The sequence below is a fragment of the Dermabacter sp. HMSC08H10 genome (assembly GCF_001807585.1).
In the GTDB taxonomy this organism is placed as follows: domain Bacteria; phylum Actinomycetota; class Actinomycetes; order Actinomycetales; family Dermabacteraceae; genus Dermabacter; species Dermabacter hominis.
The window spans coordinates 179,232-197,934 of record NZ_KV789425.1 but is presented as its reverse complement, the minus strand read 5'-3'; the positions used below and the strand labels follow the sequence as shown (position 1 = coordinate 197,934).

At 61.7% G+C, this 18,703-nt stretch carries 15 protein-coding genes and 1 tRNA gene; 7 read left to right on the top strand and 9 right to left on the bottom strand.

What is annotated here, in order from left to right; genetic code table 11:
• Positions 1 to 47: 47 nt before the first annotated feature.
• On the bottom strand, positions 48 to 617 hold the full coding sequence (locus tag HMPREF3176_RS06630) for a hypothetical protein (protein ID WP_070459051.1): 570 nt from the start codon (positions 615 to 617) through the stop codon (positions 48 to 50).
• A gap of 100 nt (positions 618 to 717) precedes the next feature.
• Positions 718 to 1,281 (bottom strand): hypothetical protein, encoded by a 564-nt coding sequence (locus tag HMPREF3176_RS06625; RefSeq protein WP_070459049.1) that lies wholly within the window; start codon positions 1,279 to 1,281, stop codon positions 718 to 720.
• Between the two features lie 308 nt (positions 1,282 to 1,589).
• On the opposite strand from HMPREF3176_RS06625, the gene HMPREF3176_RS06620 reads away from it, so the two are divergent.
• Positions 1,590 to 3,587, top strand: coding sequence for a site-specific DNA-methyltransferase (locus tag HMPREF3176_RS06620; RefSeq protein WP_061211620.1), 1,998 nt, complete (start codon positions 1,590 to 1,592; stop codon positions 3,585 to 3,587).
• 35 nt (positions 3,588 to 3,622) lie between these two features.
• On the top strand, positions 3,623 to 6,199 hold the full coding sequence (locus HMPREF3176_RS06615) for a DEAD/DEAH box helicase (protein ID WP_210386458.1): 2,577 nt from the start codon (positions 3,623 to 3,625) through the stop codon (positions 6,197 to 6,199).
• Here the strand turns inward: HMPREF3176_RS06615 and HMPREF3176_RS06610 are convergent.
• Positions 6,196 to 6,864, bottom strand: coding sequence for a hypothetical protein (locus HMPREF3176_RS06610; RefSeq protein WP_061211622.1), 669 nt, complete (start codon positions 6,862 to 6,864; stop codon positions 6,196 to 6,198). The genes HMPREF3176_RS06615 and HMPREF3176_RS06610 overlap by 4 nt on opposite strands.
• A gap of 187 nt (positions 6,865 to 7,051) precedes the next feature.
• On the opposite strand from HMPREF3176_RS06610, the gene HMPREF3176_RS06605 reads away from it, so the two are divergent.
• From HMPREF3176_RS06605 to HMPREF3176_RS06590, 4 genes are all read left to right on the top strand, one after another.
• Complete coding sequence (locus HMPREF3176_RS06605; protein ID WP_061211623.1) at positions 7,052 to 8,230, top strand: hypothetical protein; 1,179 nt, start codon at positions 7,052 to 7,054, stop codon at positions 8,228 to 8,230.
• Entirely contained in the window at positions 8,227 to 8,685 is a 459-nt protein-coding gene (locus tag HMPREF3176_RS06600) for a hypothetical protein (protein WP_061211624.1), read from the top strand. The genes HMPREF3176_RS06605 and HMPREF3176_RS06600 overlap by 4 nt, the downstream gene beginning before the upstream one ends.
• A gap of 348 nt (positions 8,686 to 9,033) precedes the next feature.
• On the top strand, positions 9,034 to 9,630 hold the full coding sequence (locus HMPREF3176_RS10555) for a hypothetical protein (RefSeq protein WP_061211625.1): 597 nt from the start codon (positions 9,034 to 9,036) through the stop codon (positions 9,628 to 9,630).
• Positions 9,546 to 10,205, top strand: coding sequence for a 3'-5' exonuclease (locus tag HMPREF3176_RS06590; protein WP_061211626.1), 660 nt, complete (start codon positions 9,546 to 9,548; stop codon positions 10,203 to 10,205). The genes HMPREF3176_RS10555 and HMPREF3176_RS06590 overlap by 85 nt, the downstream gene beginning before the upstream one ends.
• A 2-nt stretch (positions 10,206 to 10,207) precedes the next feature.
• On the opposite strand, the gene HMPREF3176_RS06585 is transcribed toward HMPREF3176_RS06590, so the two are convergent.
• From HMPREF3176_RS06585 to HMPREF3176_RS10070, 6 genes are all read right to left on the bottom strand, one after another.
• Positions 10,208 to 10,888, bottom strand: coding sequence for a response regulator (locus tag HMPREF3176_RS06585; protein WP_070459044.1), 681 nt, complete (start codon positions 10,886 to 10,888; stop codon positions 10,208 to 10,210).
• Positions 10,885 to 13,449, bottom strand: a complete 2,565-nt coding sequence (locus HMPREF3176_RS06580) for a DUF4118 domain-containing protein (protein WP_070459042.1) — start codon at positions 13,447 to 13,449, stop codon at positions 10,885 to 10,887. The genes HMPREF3176_RS06585 and HMPREF3176_RS06580 overlap by 4 nt, the downstream gene beginning before the upstream one ends.
• 1 nt (position 13,450) lies before the next feature.
• Entirely contained in the window at positions 13,451 to 14,038 is a 588-nt protein-coding gene (locus HMPREF3176_RS06575) for a potassium-transporting ATPase subunit C (protein ID WP_070459040.1), read from the bottom strand.
• A 92-nt stretch (positions 14,039 to 14,130) separates the two neighbouring features.
• Entirely contained in the window at positions 14,131 to 16,218 is a 2,088-nt protein-coding gene (kdpB, locus tag HMPREF3176_RS06570) for a potassium-transporting ATPase subunit KdpB (protein ID WP_070459039.1), read from the bottom strand.
• Entirely contained in the window at positions 16,215 to 17,852 is a 1,638-nt protein-coding gene (gene kdpA / locus HMPREF3176_RS06565; protein ID WP_070459037.1) for a potassium-transporting ATPase subunit KdpA, read from the bottom strand. Before kdpA ends, kdpB begins: the two co-directional genes overlap by 4 nt.
• Before the next feature lie 2 nt (positions 17,853 to 17,854).
• On the bottom strand, positions 17,855 to 17,947 hold the full coding sequence (locus HMPREF3176_RS10070) for a potassium-transporting ATPase subunit F (protein ID WP_161970209.1): 93 nt from the start codon (positions 17,945 to 17,947) through the stop codon (positions 17,855 to 17,857).
• 381 nt (positions 17,948 to 18,328) lie between these two features.
• Here HMPREF3176_RS10070 and HMPREF3176_RS06560 point away from each other — a divergent pair.
• Positions 18,329 to 18,401 (top strand) — tRNA-Lys (locus HMPREF3176_RS06560).
• The last annotated feature ends 302 nt before the right edge of the window (positions 18,402 to 18,703 follow it).

Genomic DNA, 18,703 nt, shown 5'->3' with positions numbered 1-18,703 from the left:
GCTCAAGGTGGTGCGGGGAGGGCTCTCGCGCTTCGAGGCCTCGCCTGTTATAGCCAATCGCCGAGCCGGTTCTGCCGATGCAGCTCAAGCAACTGGGGGAGGACCACCGCGGGGTTGTTGTCGGGGCCAACGAGGCGGGAGCCTTCGGGAGTGAGCTTCGCGGTGAACCTCACGCTCGACGTGCCCCATCGGTAGTAAACGGGAACCCTGAGGCTCTCACCGTTCGACAAGTGCGCGATGAGGGTGCGAAGCCTCCTGCCGATAGGCCTGCCTGGCTCGAGAGAGTTGATTTCACCCCAGGGGAGGAACTTCCCCGTACCCGGCAAAGAGCGCATGAGAATGCCTTCTCGAGTGGCCCACACGCCTTGCGTGGTGAAAAGCAGAAATCCGAAAACGAGAAACAGGATGATGCCGCTAAAGACGACCGCTTGCACGGCGCGCTCTGCACCAGAAGTGTCGTGGGGGAAGAGGTTAATCATCACGAGTGCGACCGCGATAAGCACGGCGAAAAACGCGCACATTCCGCCGTAGATCCAGCGGTAGATAGCGCCGGGGCCGGACGAAAGGAGAATATCGCCGCGCTCCTTGGCAGGTGGGATGGGCCAGCGTGATGCCATGGGCGTGCTCCTTCGTGGCGGGGGGATCAGACTCAAGTATGGCAGGCGACCGGTGCAGGCGTGACGCTGTCGCATAGAGAAATCGAAGTGCGGGCTCGGGTCACACCCCGAGCCGCCCCTGGCGATGCAGGTCAAGCAGTTGGGGCAGCACGACCGCGGGGTTCACGTCGGAGCCCACGTAGCGGGCGCCGTCGGGCGTGACTGTCAAGGAGAGAAAGTCTCGTTGCCCGTCCGTTCGATAGAAAATGGGCACCATGAGGCTCGTGCCATCGACCATGCGTGCCGTGAGAGATCGCAACTCCACTCCATCGTGCATGCCGGGTTCGAAAGCGGCGATCGCAGCCCACGGGAGGAATTTCGTTCGGCCCGGAATGTAGCGCACGAGCACACCGCGCTGCGTAGCCCACACTCCAAAGCGCCTGCACCACACGAACCCCGCGAAAAATAGGAAGCCAAGGCCCGCCAGAAGGATCGTCCCGATGACGAGCTCCGCTTGCGTGGCTTTCCCAGGATCGAGAACGAGACACGTGGCAAACCCTCCGAAGAGAACCGCGGCAATCGCGGAGGGAAAGCTGTAAATGCAATGGAAAACGTCGCTCGGACCGCTCGCAAGCAAAACCTCGCCGCGCTCGCGCGCAGGCGGGACGGGCCAGCGAGGTGCCATGGGATGCTCCTTCGTGGCGGTGGCGTCGGGGTCCAGTATGCCCGAGACCATCAAAAGCTCTGCCCCATGCCACAATGGTTTCGCCCCTTCGCACCCCCTCGAGGAAGGACCCCCGTGAGCGCGCCCCCGATTGACGTCACGCCTAATGTGAGCGGTGTCGCCGCGATGACTCCGCCGGGGTCGCTCGTGCGTGTGCGCGATTGTATTGAGACGGATAGAGCGCAATGCGTCGGCGGGGAAAGCTCCGCGGAGGGACCGACGCTTGCCGCATTTTTCAATCAAGCCATGTGACGAGGGAGACCAAGTAGATGACGAAACAGCGACTCCAACTCACCTGGTACAACAAGGACAAAGCCCTCATCCCCACCGAGACCGGCAAGTACGGCTACACGTGGGTTGACCCGTCTGATCCGCGCTACTGCGAAACCCACACCCTCGTGTTGGACGACTATGTGCAAGGCACCCAGACACCGAAGTCTGACGAGTTCGCCTACTCCAAGCGAGCCGATCTGGAACCCCAGGACGATAACCTGCTCATCCGCGGCGAATCCGGCGACGTCGTGGAGGCCCTTACCCGCGTTCCCGAGCTGGCCGAGAAATACGTGGGTCAGGTGAAGCTGATCTACATTGATCCGCCGTTTAACACCGCGCAAACATTCGCGAGCTACGAAGACAACCTGGAGCACTCCATCTGGCTGACCATGATGCGCGACCGGCTCCTGCACATGAAAAAGCTGCTTTCGGACGACGGCTCCATCTGGGTGCACCTCGACTACGCGGAGAACCACCGTATGCGGTTGTTACTGGATGAAGTCTTCGGCGGTGGATCATTCGTTGCTGAAGTCGTGTGGCAAAAGGCCGATTCACCTCGTTCTGATGGCGATGGGCTTTCAGTAGACCAAGACGTGATCCTTGTCTACAAAAAAAGTAGCGAGTTTTCAGCGAATCGGTTGCCGCGGTTGGCCAGTAGAGATGCTCTCTATGGGTCATCTGATGGTGATCCGCGCGCTTGGATTTCTGGCGACCCAGCAGCTCCCGGAGCAGATCGTGGCGCTTTTCAACACCCGGGTGTTTATGGAATTCAGAATCCCGTGACGGGTGAACTGGTCTATCCCGCTCGGGGGCGCGTATGGAGCAATGCCCAGAAGTCAGTACTCGAGTTTCTATCAGAGACTGCTTCGTACAAGGCAGTTAGCCCTAACCTCATCAATCGAGAACGGGCGACGGGAATTCCTATGTCCCGTTTACGTGAAGACGTGCTCGACCTTGTCCTCGATGAGCCACTTCGTGAATCATCGGACATTTATGCAGGTCGCCCACTTCCGCGCTTGTATTTCACCCGTGGTGGGGCTGGGAACCTGAAAATGAAGAAGTACCTTGACGAAATCGCCTCAGATCGTGCTGCACAGACGTGGTGGATAAAGGAAGAAGTGGGGCACAACCGAGGGGCGAAAAAGGAGATTACCTCACTATTTCCTGGGTTGAACGCCTTCTCTACGCCAAAGCCGGAGCGTCTCCTCGAACGCATCATTCACATCGGCTCGAACCCTGGCGACATCGTGTTGGATGTGTTTGCTGGGTCGGGGACGACGGCTGCGGTGGCGCAGAAGATGGGTCGGCGCTGGGTGACGTGCGAGTTGCTGGAGTCGACGTTCACCACATTCACACGCCCGCGTCTGGAGAAGGTGCTCAACGATCAAGACCCGGGAGGGATAACCCGGACGAAGGGCGAACGGATCGACGCGACGGAAGACGGACTTCCTGATGGTGTCTCGCCGGAGGACGCCGCGAAATTCGCGAGCGTACTCAACAAGCTGATCAAAGACGACCCGGAACTAAAGAAGAGCGTCGAGGTGAAGTCACTGAAGGCTGCCTCGAAGACCAGACGCACGAAGGAAGTGGTCAACTGGCGTGGTGGCGGCGGCTTCCAGGTCGCGCACCTCTCACCCGCATGCTTCGACTACGACCCGGAATTGGATCGCGTGATGCTCACAGCAGCAGCAACCGGCGAAACTCTGATCCGGTCTGTGGCCGCCAACCTCGGGTTCACGCTGCTGCAACCGGATGATGACTACGTGTTCGACGCCCGCCGTGGCAACGCCCTACTCAAGGTGGTCGAAGGGGTCGCCACGGTCGAGATCGTTGACTGGCTTGCCTCCCAGATTCAGCCCGGGGAGACGATCGTGCTCGCGGCCACCACTGTGATGGACGGTGTGCGCCAGCATCTACGCAAGCTGGTGAAGGGGTCGCGGGTGGTTGCCCTGCCCGATGATGTGTTCCGTTACAGCAAAGGTGGTGACCAGTAGTGGCTGCCAAGCTAAACGTCAGTTTTGATTCGGACATGCTGGAGTCGATTAGTTCCGAGTTCGACCTGCGTGCACCGAACAAGGAAGCACTGCGCCAGCTGGTCTTCACTCTCGATGGCGACTATGACCCGGCTGAGATGCAGGTGCTCAACCTCGCTACCGGTGTGGGCAAGACTTATCTGATGGCCGCATTTGTGGAATACCTGCGCCGCCAAGGAGTCGGCAACGTCGTCATCGTCACCCCAGGCAAAACAGTACAATCCAAGACGGTGCAGAACTTCACGCCCGGGGAGCCCCGGTATATCACCGGCTCCGCTGTGCCACCCGAGGTGGTGACCCCGCAGGATTATTCGGCGTGGATCGCCCGGCAAAACGGCTCCGTCCAACTCGCGTTCGGTCGGGAAATCCCGATGCTCGCGTTCATCTTCAACATCCAACAGTTGATCGCGCCGAAGGACGCCGAGGGTGACACCCACGGGGCTACGCAGGATGCGATGCGCCGTAAGCCGCGCCGGTTCGATGAGAACGCCGGCGTGCTCTTCGACTACCTCAAGGGTCTTGATGATCTGGTGGTGATCGCCGACGAGTCCCACCTCTACGGCGCTAGTGCCACTGCGTTTAATGCTGCGCTGAAGGAACTCGACCCGGCCGCCGCGATCGGGCTGACCGCATCGGTGAATAAAAAGACCGATCACGTGATCTTCGAGTATCCGCTCTACCGCGCCATCCAGGACAAGTATGTGAAGGCCCCGGTGTTGGCGTTCCGCAAGACTGGATATGGGACCGATGAAGTCTCTGAGGAGCAGCAGTTGCGGGACGCGCTGCAGCTCCGTGCGCTCAAGCAGGCCTACTACGACTCGTACGCGGCTTCCCAGAACCGCGATCATGTGAACGCGGTGGCCTTCGTGGTCTGCTCCGATGTTGAGCACGCCACCCAGGTTGCCGAGTTGCTGCGCACCCCGGAGTACCTCGGCCGGGATGATGCCGTGCTGCAAGTGGACTCCAAGCACGAAGATGAGTTGACCCAGCGTCGCCTCGACGAATTGGATCGGCCCGAATCGCCTGTACTGGCAGTAGTCAGTGTCAACAAACTCAAGGAGGGCTGGGATGTCAAAAACATCGCGGTCGTTGTGACACTACGGGCGATGGCCTCCGAAGTGCTTACCCAGCAGACCATGGGGCGTGGCCTGCGTTTGCCGTTCGGGAAGTACACGGGCGTGTGGCAGATCGACCAACTCGACATCATTTCGCACCAGTCCTTCAAGGAACTCTTGGAGGCAGAGGACGTGCTGCGCCAGTTCGGCCTCGAAGATGCAGCATCGAGCGCAGACAAAGCCCAGGTCGAAGAAGCCATCAAACACGCCGCTCAAAACGAAGTCACAGGTGTTGGTGGCACGGGAACGCCCGGAGTTGCTGGTGGCTCTGGTATTCAACCAGGGGTGGTACCTGGAGCACCGACCGTTGGCGTCGGTGGTGAAGGGGCACCGGTCGGGTGGTCGGGCAACGGTTTCAACGAAGGTGCAGTTGCCAGCCAGGGCGGTACGCTGCCGAGTTCAACGGTTGGAGTTCGCGCTATCGATGACACGGACTTTGGTGGCGATGACATCGAGTTCGTGACCATTGCGCGAACGAAAAAACTCGCCGATGTCACATACACCTTCCCGGTCACTCGGGTGCAGGTCAACCAGCCGAAGATGCAGCTCTTCGAGATTGACGACCGCGCGCTTGAGACCGCCGCGAAACGAGTCACCTCAACCGCCGACGTGCTTCACCGCAAAGAAATCATCGCGGCGCTCGGGAAGGGGCTGAGCGGGCGCGACGCTGAGAGTGCCGAGGTTGACTCCATCCACGTGAGCGAAGAAGAAGCACGAAAGGCGCTCGTCAAGCTCGTCATCAACATGCACCTTGTGCCCAAAACCGAGCCCAACGCGCGCTACGCCGAGAAACAGCTCGTTCCCAAGTTCATGGGCAGTGTTCCGTTTGATACCTGGAGCGTGAAAGCGTTGGACTCGGCGCGCACCGAACTGTTCAAAGTGGTCGAAGCCCACGCGGTGGAGGTGCTGCGCGGCACCCAAGAGGTAGCGACGCTTCACCCGAAACCTCTACCTGGGGATGAGTTCTCGTTACCGCTGGGTGAGAAGATCTACGACCAGATCGATGATGGTCGCGCCTTTGTTCGTGGCAGGTTCTACGGTGGTTGGACAAAGTCGCTCTTCGAAGCAGAGTCCTTCGACTCGTTTTCTGGCGAGTACGAGTTGGCGCGCCTGTTGAACCGTGACCCGCACATTGTTTGGTGGCACAGGCTCCACCGCAGCGATGACGCTTATCTGTACTACACCTCGAAGGATCGTTACTTCCCAGACTTCGTGGCTTTCGATGACACGGGGGTTCTCTGGATCATCGAGGGCAAGGACACGCGCGGCAGGGAAGACGCAACCGTGCAGGCGAAGCGCAAGGCAGCAGAAACCTTGGTTCGCCGTCTGACCACTGAGGATGGGTTCGACGATCAGGACTGGGGGTATCTGGTTGCCTACGAGGATGACATCAAGAAGGCTGACTCCTGGGAAGACCTGAAAACCCTGGCGAACCCGGTGAGCAGCAAAGTCGGTTAGCAGCTAGTTGGTGTCCACCCGGCGGGTAAGTCAAGCGTCACCACGTCTCCGGTGACGAAGACGAACCCAACACGGTGATAAGTAAGTACGCAGGCTCCTTCGAATACGCACAGGAAATCAGGAAGGTGGAGAGCAGGATGAGCATCCAACATCACATCGTGTACCGCCGCCCCAATCTCCTCGACAGGCTGTCCGGCGCGAGCGGCTACGAGCGCAGTGACCGTATGTCGGACTTGGTCGTCTCGATTGATAAGGGTTTGGAACGTCTTGGCGAGGGTGCCCAGCAACACCGTCTGGTAGATGTGTGGGGTTTTGCAGGTTCCCCGTTTGGCATAGTTTGTCGGGCACTCCCACACGTCTGCACGATTGGGTGTGCTGGAGTGCCAGGTCTTGTGCCCGTAACAGCGCCCGCAACTCTCGCACTGGATTCGCCGGGGCAGTCGCGACCCAAGCGAACGGTCGGCATCGGGGTCGACTCGACCAGTAAGCCAAGTGTCAGTATCGGCACGCAGGCCGTACCGAGCACAGGTGTTGAGGTGAGTGTCCCACGCTTCCTGCCAGGTGAGTATTCCCTTGGCTGCGAGGTCCTGCAGCACGAAGTTCGACAACACCACCTTCATCCTGGCCTGGACTGTCACTTGGGTTTCGAGCTTGAGTGTGCGCACCTGATACTCCTTCATCTTGCGTGGATCGTCGTGTTACATACACGCTCTAAAGCGAAGGACTATCAAGTCGATGATGCGACCCACAGCAGGCCCGTCAGTACGCGATCATCGTGCGATCCCTGGGCTAATTCCAAAGGTTCTGGCGCTCAGTTTGGTTCCCAGGGTCTAGCGGAACGGAGTCTGTTCTATGTCGATTAACGTGATGCTCAACGGTGAGAGTATCCAGATCGATAAAGCGGTGTTCAGCACACTGCTGGATAACTCGGTAGCTGGCCTCTATGCGGGGTATCAGAGTGCGCTCGAATCCGGTTCTATCAAATTCGCCGACCTCGTGAAGCTCGCAAAACACGGCGACATCCCATACCCGCTCTTCTTCTCTCCCCTTAAACTCGTGAAAGCACAGGTCGAGGCAAAAACGCAGAAGCTTCTCGACGGAATCAGCAAAGACACATTCCAAATCGGAACCAGGGCAACAGTCGAACTCCGGGAAGTTGAACTAATCGTTAAAGATCTGATCCGAAAACAAGAACTACTCAAGCATCACGACAATTCTCTTCCAACCAACACGATCGTTGGATTACTAAGCAGAGTAGGCAAATCTACAGAAGAAGACGCCGCCAAACTCATGGACGCCATCGAGCTTGGTCAAGATGACATGAGGCAGTGTGCCAACAAGACCAAGGCGCTCGATTTGCTGATTGAGCGACTAGAAGCCAGGCAAATTCTTGTTTCACGCAGCGTGCAGAACTACATGCCGCAACGCCTCAACGGCGTGAACTTCAGCGGAATGACCATACGCGACAAGAAGGTTCCCTACATTTTCCTTGCCGGGGGAGATCATGGAGACCAGCAGGAGCCGGTTGGTAGAACAATCTTCACTCTCACTCTCATGGCGGTGCTCGTCGCACGCAAAATTTTCAAACCCGTGACGTGGGACGGGCAAAGCACTGGCACAGACTTCGGGCGTGAGTACGACATTGCCGGTTCCATCCTCATGCCGACTTGGCGTATGAACGAGATCGCTCCGTCAACGCTCGACGATGTGAAAACAGCCGCCGGAGAGTTCAAAGTTACTCCGAGTGCTGTGACCGTTCGTGCAATGCGGTTGGGGCAGATCGGTCTCGACTCCGCGCGCACACTCCTGGCTGAGCTTCGTGAGGAGTTCAATACAAGAAACAAGCCCAAAGGAATGAAGAAGATCCACGCGGAGAACGCCATACGAAAGTACGCTGGCGCGGAGCTATCACGCCGCATGCTCGACGTGCTGGACGCCGGAGGGATAACCCAAAAGGACTTCTGTAGAGCAGTGTGTTTGAATCATCTCAAGCCCAGCCAGATTGAAGACCTGAGAAGGGTAGTCAATTGATAGGAATCAGCACGACATACCTCGTAGACACGAATACGCTCACGCAGCTAAAGAAGCAACGCCGCGCCAGCGAGTTCTTTCAGCAGAACGCGAGGATTCCGGCAGACGTGTTGGTCGAAGCCGAGCAGTTCCCAGACATCGCATCGCTGAGAGAACTCGAATACGAGATCACGCCAGGAGTACTCCGAGAACTCATCAGGGTGATGGCCTCCGTGGATAGCCACGACACGAAGCTGGTTGACCTATACGCGAACCGTGGCGGCGCAGATCCAGTAGTGATTGCTAGTGCCTTGAATGCAATTGCTCAGGAGTCTCAGTACCTCAACCCTCAAGAGTGGGTTGTCGTAACGGGAGACAATGCGGTTCGAGCCAAAGCGACAGCACTCCGTCTCCAAGTCATCAGTAACAAAGACTTCGCCGCGCTCATCGATAAGGAAGAAGACTGCAATGACTAGTGTCTTCAGTCCGTCGTGGAGAGGAGCACCCCAAGCCCGTCAAGCCTGCTCGTGTCGCCCAGGCAATCACACAGGCTCAACAGCATCGTCTCGGTCTGGTTGGCGCGCTGGGAACCGTTTAGCGCGGCGAGCACTTTTTGGCGGCGCACCCGTTGGCACCGGCTCTGTTGGTGCAAGTATCGCCTTGCCGACGGATTGCTCAACGCTGAAGAATCAGGAGTACGGCCTGTCCAGCCTGTCTCAACAGTTCTGACGAGCGCCTTTGCCCCGAAACCACGCGGCTCTCGCCGTATTTCTAGGAATCGGCAGACTGCCGTTGATGCGCTTCCTTGTATCCAATCCGCTCGTTTGTGCGAGCCCGCGCTTGGCTCGGGCGCGTTCGCGATCGAGGCGGTGCGCCAGCTCGCGGAGGAGTACTTGCAGCGACGCCAGGCGGAGCTCGGCGAGCGGATCGACCCGGAGGAGTACCCGCAGGAGCTTCAGAAGGTCAAGGCCTACATTGCCCTGCACAACGTGTACGGCGTGGACCTCAACCCCACGGCGGTTGAGCTCGCGGAGGTGTCGCTGTGGCTCGATTCGATGTCGAGCGGCCTCAAGGCGCCGTGGTTTGGTCTGCGGCTTCGCGCGGGTAATTCGCTCATTGGGGCGAGGCGCGCCACGTACGCAGCGTCAAACGTGCTGAAGGCGGGGGAGAAGGCTAAGAAAACCGCGCACAACGAGGGGGGCAAAGTGCTCCCTCTAGGAGCTCGTGCAAGGCGCACCCGACCCCATCGTTCTGGGTGCGCTCTCGAAGGGTGCGGGCCCGACGGCTCCTTCGGCTCGGTGAGCGGCCAAATTTTTCACTTTCTGACTCGACCGCTGTGCGCCCGAGCCACTATGGGATCAACATTCGTGGGCGCTCTCGCCGCCTCAGACTCAACTACCGCACCACCGCGCAAAATCTGAAGCTCGCCCTCTCGATCCTCGATGGCGGCGACTACTCGGGTGCCCTCGACAGTGACGACGCGGGAAGCGACGAGCTCACAACGCGGCACGGGACCTACCGGTCCCTCATGCGCGGCCCAGCTCCTGAATTTTTCGGGGCCGAAACGCTGAGCGAGGAGTTCGACCATGTCGCGCGCGTTCTTCGGGCCTGGCTCGAAGACATGGGCGAGGAGGAGCACGCAAGTCCCCGCATCGGCATTCTCACTCGTACAAAAACGCAGCGCGATAACCTCGTGCGCGCGCTCGAGGAACGCGGTTTGCGCGTGCAAAATATCGATCGCGGTGGCTACCTCAACGGCGCGCCCGCCGTCATGACCCTCCACCGCTCCAAAGGCACCGAATTTGAACGCGTGATCCTCTTCGGCATCGACGACCAGCACGTGCCGTACGCCGTGCGCGGCTACCACTTTGATACCGACGGACACAACGAGGCGATGCTGCGCGAGCGCTCCCTGCTGTATGTGGGCGCGACCCGAGCTCGCGAACGCCTCCTCGTTACCTGGACGAGGCAGCGCAGCGCCTACCTGCCGCGCTGACGCTAGCTCCCAAGCACGAAGCGGTGGCCGAGGCCCGGCTCGGTGAGGAAGTAGCGCGGGGCGGAGGAATCCTCCTCGAGTTTCTGGCGGATCTGCGACATGTAGACGCGTACGTAGCCGGCTTCGTTCGTATATTCGGGGCCCCACACGTTCTCGAGCAGTTCGTCTTTGCGCACGAGCTGATTGGGGTGGCTCACGAGGTAGCTCACGATGCCCCACTCGTGCGGGGTGAGCCGCGCAGGGGTCCCGTTCACGGTCGCGGTTTTCGCGGCGAGGTCGATAGTGAGGCGCCCGTCGGCAGTGGTGACGACGGGGGAGGGGGAGCCCGACGTTCGCCGCCTGAGGTTGGCGCGCAAACGCGCAAGGAGCTCCCCGAGCGCGAAGGGTTTGGTCACGTAGTCATCGGCGCCGCGATCGAGCGCCTCGATTTTCGTGTGGGTTTCGTGGCGGGCGGTCACGACGATGATCGGGACGTCTGACCAGCCGCGGATCCCGTCGATGACGTCGAGGCCGCTCATGTGCGGCAGGCCGAGGTCGAGGAGGACGGCCTCGATGGGGTTGTCGGCGGCCATGACGAGTGCCTGCTCCCCGGTCGTGGCCGTGAGCACCTGGTATTTGCGGGCCGTGAGGTTCACGGTCATGGCCCTCGCCAGTGCCGGATCGTCCTCGACGATGAGAATCATGACGCGCTCCCAACGGTGGTGGTCTCGTGTGTGGGGGTGGGCGCACTGTCGGCGGTGGCTGGGGTGATGGTGAGCGGCAGTGACAGCACCATTGTGAGCCCACCTCCTGGAGTGTCGTCGGCGGTGAGCGTGCCGCCCACGCCTTCCGCGAGCCCGCGTGCGACCGCGGCGCCGAGGCCAAGCCCGTGGCTGTTCGTCGTGTCACCGAAGCGCGTGAAGGGCGTGAACAGGCGCGCCTTGCTCTCCTCGGTGAGGCCGGGTCCGTAATCGATCACGCGAATGAGGATACGCTCGCCGTCCTGTGTCGCGTCGATCGTGACCCCTGAGTCGGTGTGTTTGGCGGCGTTGCTGATGAGGTTCTCGAGCACGCGCTCCATGAGCGCCGCATCCGTCGTGATCGCCGGCAGTTCGCGCGGAACGCGCACCTCGAGCGAAGGCGGCACGAGGGAGGGGTCCATGTGGTGGAGGGTTTGGGCAACCAGCTCGGCGGGTCCGACGGTGACTGCCTTAACCTCGAGCTTATTCGTGTGGATGCGCGACATGTCCAGGAGGTCCGCGACGATCCGATCCAGCCTGTCCGAGGACGACTCGATCGTGCGCAGAAGCTCCACCTGGGCGTCGCGGGGAAGATCAACATCGTCGAGCAGGAGACCGGAGACGGCCGTTTTGATCGTCGCGAGCGGGGTGCGCAGGTCGTGCGAGACGGCCGTCAAAAGCGCCGTGCGCACGGAGTTTGCGGCCTCGAGCTGCCGGGCCTGCGTGCGGGCCCGGTTGAGCTGCGCCTGGGTCATGAGGCTCACGAGCCGGCCCGAATAGGCTTCGAGGAGCTGCTGCTCGCTCGACGTGAGCGGGCGGCCAACGAGGGCGAGAACATGCTGGTCGTCGAGCGAAAAGGCTTCGTCGGCGAGCGTGACCGATTCGATCGGGATGCCTACTTTGTACTCGGGCACGAGCGCCGTGCCCTCGACGGTGGCGAGGGCGACGCCATCCTGGCCGAACGTCGTGGCGATCTGTTCAAGGATCTCCTGGATCCCGATGCCGTCGCGGATCACGGAGCGGGCAAGCTCTGTCATGAGCTGCGCGTGCCGGCGCGCCTCCTGGGACTCGCGCTGGCGGCGCACAGCGCCGTCGACAACCTGGGCGACGAGCACCGCGACGAGCACGAACACGATGAGCAGGAAGATGTTCTTCGGTTCAGTGATGGACAGCGTGTGCGTGGGCGCGGTGAAAAACCAGTTGAGCAAGAGCGCGCCACCGATGGCGGTCGCGAGGGCCGGCCACAGGCCACCCACGAGGGCGACGACGACGGAGGCGAGCACGAAACTCATGATCGCCGTGGACAGGTGTGCCGTGGGATCGCCGAGCGAGAGGTTCGCGAGGGTGACGACGATCGTCAGGATGGTCGCGAGTACCCAGCCCGTCGCGAGCCGCGCGGGGGAGAGGCTCGTGGGCGGCGCGGGAGCCGACCAGTGCGTGGCGGGCGGGTCCACGGCGACGATGTGCACGTCGATGTCGCCGGCACCGTCGATGATCGCGGCGCTCGTGGACCGCATGAGCAGCCGCTGCGCGAAGCCCTGACGCGACGCGCCCACGACGAGTTGGCTCGCATTCACGGTCGTGGCGAAATCGAGGAGCGTGCGCGGGACGTCATCGCCCGAAAGCACGTGCCACGAGCCGCCGAGAGATTCGGTAAGGGAGCGCGCCTCGCTCATCTGCTCGGGCGACATGCGCGGTGGGCCATCCGCCGCGAGGACGTGAACGACGAGGAGCTCGCGGCCGGCGATGCGCCCGGCGATGCGGCGGCCACGGCGAATGAGCGCGGCAGTCTTCGGGCCGCCGCCCACGGCCACGAGGATCCTCTCGCGCGCCGCCCACGGCTCCTTGATGCCCTCCTCGCTGCGGTACTTCTCGAGACCATCGTCGACCTGATCGGCGAGCCACAAAAGCGCGAGCTCGCGAAGCGCAGTGAGGTTCCCCTTGCGGAAGAACTTGCTGAGCGCCGCATCCACGGTCGCGGGCCCGTACACCTGCCCCTGCCGCAGCCGCACGCGCAGCGCATCGGGGCTCAGGTCGATCAGCTCGACCTCCTCCGCTTCGCGCAGGACCGGATCGGGAATCGTCTCGTTTTGCACGTGGCCCGTAATGTTCGTGACCACGTCGTTGAGGGACTCAAGGTGCTGAATGTTCACGGTCGAGATGACATTGATGCCCGCATCGAGCAAACGGTGAACATCCTGCCAGCGCTTCGCCGTCGTATCCTCGCCGTGCACGGTATGAGCGAGCTCGTCCACGAGAACGACGTCGGGCTTGCGCTCGATGATCGCCGGAACATTAAGTTCGTCATACGTCGAACCGCGATAGCTCACCCGCCGAGGCGGAATCACCGGCAGCCCCTCAAGCCTCGCGGCGGTCCCCGAACGCCCGTGGGTTTCAACGACGCCCACGACGACGTCCTCCCCGCCCTTCAGGCGGTCATGGGCCTCCTCGAGCATCGCGCAGGTTTTACCTACGCCGGGGGCAGCCCCCAGATACACCTTGAGTACACCGCGCACCGTGTTCATGTCAGTCCTTCGCCGCAAGCAGGTCGAGGTTCAGGTCATTGACGTTGACGACCTCTTCACCTGCAAAACCGAGGGTTCGCCCCTGGGTGTGCTTCTTGACGAGCTGTGCAACAGCCGACCGCGAAAGCCCCGAGTTCTTCGCCACTCGTTCGATCTGGATGCGAGCATACTCCGGGCTGATGTGTGGATCGAGACCGGAACTGCTCGCGGTCACCGCATCCGCGGGGACAACGGCCTCATCCACGCCGTTCTCGCGGGCGATAAGGGCGCGCTGCTCAGCGACCTGCGCGGTGATCTCCTCACCTACGGGGCTCAAGTTCGAGCCGCCCGAAGCCAAACCGTCGTAGTTGCCCGCCGACATCCGGGGGTGGAACAGAGCGGGGTCCTTCGACGTGTCCTGAGCGATCAGGGACGATCCAACGGTGCGGCCATCGAGGCTCATCATGGAACCGTCGGCATTGTGAGCGAACGCCCGGCCCGCGACCCACACGGCCGCCGGATAAAACAGGCCAAGCACAACGAGAAGGGCAAGAAGAACGCGCGTGGAGCGCCACATGGCGGAGACGATACCCGAGATTGTCGAGTTCATGAGTTTTCCAATCGAGAGAAAAACGACAGTGGTGGTGGGGCCGAGCCGGAGAGGTCACTCGAAGCGTTGCCCTCGCGGCTCGGCCCTCGTGGTTAGAGCCCGGGAATGATGCTCACGACAAGGTCGATGAGCTTGATCCCGATGAACGGAACGATGAATCCGCCAAGGCCATAAATGAGCAGGTTGCGGCCGAGGAGCTGGTTTGCAGAACCCGGTCGATACTTCACGCCCTTGAGCGCGAGAGGAATGAGCGCAACGATGATGAGCGCGTTGAAGATCACGGCCGAGAGGATCGCCGACTCGGGTGAACTCAGGCGCATGACGTTGAGCAGATCGAGGCCGGGGAACACGCTCACGAACATCGCGGGAACGATCGCGAAATACTTCGCGACGTCGTTCGCGATCGAGAACGTCGTGAGAGCGCCGCGCGTGATGAGAAGCTGCTTGCCGATCTCGACAATCTCGATGAGCTTGGTCGGATCCGAATCGAGATCGACCATGTTGCTCGCTTCCTTCGCGGCCTGCGTGCCCGTATTCATGGCCACGCCGACGTCGGCCTGCGCAAGCGCCGGAGCGTCATTCGTGCCGTCACCGGTCATCGCGACCATGTTGCCGCCCCGCTGCTCACTGCGGATCAGCGCGAGCTTATCCTCGGGCTTTGCACCCGCGAGATAGTCGTCAACACCGGCCTCTTTGGCGATGGCACGCGCCGTCAGCTCGTTGTCGCCCGTAATCATGACGGTGCGAATGCCCATCTTGCGAAGGTGCGCGAAGCGCTCCGTCATGCCTTCCTTGATGACGTCCTTGAGGTGCAGGCTGCCGAGCACGCGGCGAGCCCCGGCCTTCTCTTCGGCCACGACGAGGGCCGTGCCACCGTCGGAAGAAATCTCCCGCACAGTTTCGTTGACATCCTCCGTGACGGTTCCGCCCTTCGCGGTGACCCACTTGAGGATCTCGGAAGCCGCGCCCTTGACGATGCAGTGCTCGGGAGTGCGCTGCACGCCACTCATGCGCGTTTCCGCGCTGAACGGTATGAACTCGGCGTTTCGATATTCGCTTTCGGGAATCGGGCCAACGCCCATGGTCGTCGTCGCGAACTCCACGATCGAACGACCCTCGGGGGTCTCGTCCGCGAGTGAGGACAGTAGCGCGCCGTAGGCGATCTCGTCCTCGCTCACGCCCTGGGCGGGAATGAACGCGCTCGCCTGGCGATCACCCACCGTGATCGTGCCGGTCTTGTCCAACAGCAGAGTCGTCACGTCGCCAGCGGCCTCGACCGCGCGGCCCGACGTCGCCATGATGTTGCGGCGCATGAGCCTATCCATGCCGGCGATACCGATCGCCGAAAGGAGCGCGCCGATCGTCGTGGGGATAAGGCACACGAGCAGGGCGATGAGAACCTCGATCGGCTGCTTCGCGCCCGCGTAATCGGCCATGGGAACGAGCGTCGCGACGACGAACAAGAAGATGAGCGTGAGCACCGAAAGGAACGCCGAAAGAGCGATCTCGTTCGGGGTCTTCTGACGCTGCGCGCCCTCGACGAGGTCGATCATGCGGTCCACGAACGTGTTGCCCGGCTCCGAGGTGATGCGCACCTCGATCTCGTCCGAAAGGACGCGCGTGCCGCCCGTGACCGCCGAACGGTCGCCGCCGCTTTCGCGGATCACGGGAGCGGATTCGCCCGTAATCGCAGACTCATCGACCGTCGCGGCGCCCTTCACGACGTCGCCATCGCCCGGGATCGTCTCGCCTGCACACACCACGACGATGTCGCCGGGGCGAAGATCCGCGGCGGGCACCTCCTCGATGCTTCCATCCTCGCGGCGCACGCGGCCCACGGCCGCTGTCTTCGCGGAACGGAGCGCATCGGCCTGCGCCTTACCTCGCCCCTCGGCGACAGCCTCGGCGAGGTTCGCGAACACGACCGTAAGGAACAGCCAGATCGCGAGCGAGAACACAAACACGCTCGGCTTGAAAAAGCCCACGATGATCGTGATGAGCGCGCCCATCTCGACGATAAACATGACGGGCGTGCGCACCATGTGCGCGGGGTTCAACTTGCGCAGCGCCTGCGGGAGCGCCTTGGCAAGAGAGCGCGGCGTGAAGCCTGATCCGGAATTCGCGGTCTTCTCCTCGTGAGGCTGCGAAGAAACGCGGTCGGTCACCTGTACCTGAGTCATTTCATGAGTCCTTCAGCAAGTGGTCCAAGAGCGAGCGTCGGAAGGAAGGACAGGCCGGTCACGATGAGCGCGATGCCGGCCATGACGCCTGCAAAGAGAGGTGTGTGAGTGCGCAGGGTGCCGCGGTTAGTCGCGACAACCTCCTTGGCGGCGAGCTTGCCCGCGAGCGCCACCACGAACAGCATCGGCAGGAAGCGGCCAAGCAGCATGGCGAGGCCGAGCGCCACGTTGAAGAACGGCGTGTTCGCGTTGAGGCCCGCGAAGGCGGAACCGTTGTTGTTGGACGCCGACGTGAACGCGTACAGCACCTCGCTGAAGCCGTGGGGGCCGCCGTTGGCGAGCGACGCCGCCGTCGACGGCAGGGCAATGGCGACCGCCGAGCCCACGAGCACGAGCACGGGCACGACGAGGATGTACAGGCTCAAAAGCTTGACCTCGGTCGGGCCGATACGTTTGCCCATGTAGACGGGCGTGCGGCCCACCATGAGCCCGCTGATGAACACGCTCATGATCGCGATGACGAGCATGCCGTACAGGCCGGAACCGACGCCGCCCGGCGCGATTTCACCGAGAAGCATGTTGAAGATCAACACGCCGCCGGAGATCGGCTCGTAGGAAGAGTGCATCGAGTCCACGGCGCCCGTTGAGGTGAGCGTCGTCGCGGTCGCAAACAGGCTCGAACCGACGATCCCGAAGCGCGCCTCCTTGCCTTCCATCGCGGCGAGGTGATCGCCCGCGAAGTGAAGCTGGAGGGCGGTCGTGGCGGCCAGCGAACCGATCGCGAGAACAGCCATCGCGCCGAGAACAGCCCAGCCCTGACGCTTGTCGCCCACCATGATTCCGTAGGTGCGGGGGAGGGCGAACGGGATAAGCAGGATCAGGAAGATCTCGATGAGGTTCGTGAGGCCGTTCGGATTCTCGAACGGGTGCGCGGAGTTCGCGTTGAAGAAACCGCCACCGTTCGTGCCGAGCTCCTTGATTGCTTCCTGGCTCGCGACGGGCCCGCCGGGAATGATCTGTGTTCCACCGGTGAGAGTGTGCACGTGCTGGGCGGCGTTGAAATTCTGGATCGCACCGCACGCGACCAGGAGGATCGCGCCAATGAAGGCGAGTGGCAGGAGGATGCGGAAATTGCATCGCACGAGGTCAACCCAGAAGTTTCCGAGCTTGTCGGTTCCGTGACGGGCGATGCCTCGAATGATCACGATCGCCACGCAGATTCCGACGGCGGCCGAAATGAAGTTCTGGAACGACATGCCCAGCATCTGCGTGAGATGGGACATCGTCGTTTCACCGCCGTACGACTGCCAGTTCGTGTTGGTCACGAACGAGGTTGCCGTGTTCCACGCCTGCGTCTCTTCGACGGGGCCGAGGCCGTGTGCCATGGGCAGCCACTGCTGAACACGCTGCAGGATGTAGAGGCCGAGCACACTCAGGAGGGAGACGGCGAGAATGTTGCGAAGGTAAATTCGCCACGAGTGCTCGCGGTCTGTTCGGATCCCCGCGAAGCGGTACACGAGCCGCTCCGGCCAGAGGTGGCGCTCAGAGGTAAAGGTGCGCGCCATGTACGCGCCGAGCGGTCGATGCACCGCGACGAGTGCCGCGATGAGAACGAGGATTTGAACGAACGCCATGACTACCCGAACCTTTCCGGTCGAATGAGTGCATAGGTCACGTACACGATTGCGGCTGCGCAGATGAGCAGCCAGGCGATATCGAGGATGGTCACAGCAGGCTCACCGCCGATGCGAGGCCCAGGCATCCTCCGAAGAACACGGTCGTCAATACGACAAACACAATGTCGAGCACGGTATGGCTCCTGAATGGTGCTGCCGGAAACCCTCCGGCGTGGCGGATCCGCAACCGGGGTACCCGGTGTGCGAAGTCGCTCGGTTGAGCGGCACTGCTATCGAACGTCGAGGTCGCCCAGGCCCGAATGAAAACTGACGCGTTCTTGACGCGGCGCCGATTTTTCCTGACATATTCTTGACACCGCCTGGTCAGGGCTCACATTTTTGACCTGTTTCTCGCCGCGCGCGTGCGTGAGGTGCGCCCCGTGAACTTGGAGGCGGGGCGCGGGGCCGCTATGCTGTTGTAGTTCGAGTAACAGGGGCCTTTAGCTCAGTTGGCAGAGCATCGGACTTTTAATCCGCGGGTCGCGGGTTCGATCCCCGCAGGGCCCACTCGACGAACAAGCGGGCGGCTCGGTCATTGCGACCGGGCCGCCCGTTTTCTGTGCCCGCCAGGTCGTGGTCGCCCGTTTTGAGCCGTCGTCCGCGCCCCGCTCTTCCTGTCTCTGTTTATGAAGAATCTGTCTCATCCCGGCCCTGCCACCGCTTGGGCTGGCTGGTTTCTTCATAAAGTGCGACCGGCTGGGTCTGCTGCTACCTTCCCCGCCGCCAGCGCCCCGCTGCCGACCTTTGTCGGCCGTCGCTTTGTCCTGCCCTTTTCGTCTCTGTTTATGAAGAATCTGTCTCATCCCGGC